The following is a 1,275-nucleotide window of genomic DNA, read 5'->3' as shown; positions in this document are numbered from 1 at the left end:
TGCGCGCTCGGCGGCGAGGGCGAGCAGCCGGTCGTCCGTGTCCGGTGACGGCTCCGGCGCATGCCAGTCCGGGCCGAGCGCCTCGTGGAGCGCCTCGGCCAGCTGTGCCCGCGCGGTCCGGGCCACGTCCGCGTCCACGGCCACCGCGGTGTCCAGCCGGGCCGTCTCGACGCGCAGGTGCTCCTCGACGCCGTCGAAGCGCTGCGTGCCGAAGAGCCGCCGCAGCAGGACGCGGCGCTCATCCGACTTCGCGGTGAGGAACTGGGCGAACTGTCCCTGAGGCAGCAGGACCACCTGCATGAACTGCTCGGCGTCCAGGTGCAGGACGGCCGCGATCTGCTGGCCGACCTCGTCCGCCCGGGTGAGCGGCGCCGTCCATTCCCCGTCCACGCGTTCCCGCAGGGAGACCGTGGCCTGCGTGGTGACGGTGGCGCCGCCCGCCGCGCTGCGTCTCCGGCGGGGCCGCTCGTGCTTGGGCGAGCGGACCACCTCGAAGCGCCGGCCCTGCACGGTGAACTCGACCTGCACCTCGGGGATCACCGCGCCGGGCTCGCGCAGCGTGGTCACGAGCGACTCGGCCGACCGTCCGCCCGGCACGGTCCCGTAGAGGGCGAAGCACAGCGCGGCCAGCACCGTGGACTTGCCCGCGCCGGTGGGCCCGTCCAGCAGGAACAGGCCGCCCGCGTTGAGCCGGTCGAAGTCGACGTCCTGCGCCTGGGCGTAGGGCCCGAGCCCCTCCAGGCGCATCCGATGGATCCTCATGCGCGCACCTCCCCCGCGCGAGCGGCCTCGAGGGCGTCCCGCAGCAGGTCCTGCTCGGCCCCGCTGGCCGGCCGCTGCCGGACGTGGTCCACGAAACCGACCGCGAGCGCGTGGTCCGAGGGTGCCTGCCGCAGGACCTGGGCGTAGGTCCGCTCCCGGGCCCGCCTCCCGCCGGCCGGTTCGTGGCGGAAGACGAGCACGGAGGGGAACCGGGTCTTCAGGCGCTCCAGGGCCCGCTCGGGGCGTTCGTCGTCGGTGACGGTGACCTGCACCCAGCACTGCTCCGCCCACGCGAACTCCGGGGACTCCAGCAGGTCCTCGATCGGCCCGGACAGCACCGCCAGGCGCCGTCCGGCGTCCCAGTCCACGGCCTCGACGTCGGTGACGGCCCCGCCCGTGACGTGGACGAGCCAGCCGCCCTTGCGGTGGCCCGCCTCGGAGAAGGAGTACGGCAGCGGTGAGCCGGAGTACCGCACGTGCTCTGCCAGCCGCTGGCGGCCGTGCAGGTGGCCC

General features: G+C 75.1%; 2 protein-coding genes. Both read right to left on the bottom strand.

The window, feature by feature from the left end; genetic code table 11:
- Nucleotides 1–762 (bottom strand): AAA family ATPase (locus HMPREF3105_RS09970; protein ID WP_141762496.1); only part of this gene is annotated, 762 nt, incomplete at its 3' end.
- A partial coding sequence (locus tag HMPREF3105_RS09965; protein WP_210401446.1) for an exonuclease SbcCD subunit D occupies nt 759–1,275 on the bottom strand: 517 nt, incomplete at its 5' end. The genes HMPREF3105_RS09965 and HMPREF3105_RS09970, both read right to left, overlap by 4 nt.

The sequence above is a fragment of the Micrococcus sp. HMSC31B01 genome (assembly GCF_001816085.1).
GTDB lineage: Bacteria > Actinomycetota > Actinomycetes > Actinomycetales > Micrococcaceae > Micrococcus > Micrococcus luteus.
The sequence above is the reverse complement of the archived record's forward strand: the minus strand, read 5'-3'. Positions and strand labels throughout refer to the sequence as shown.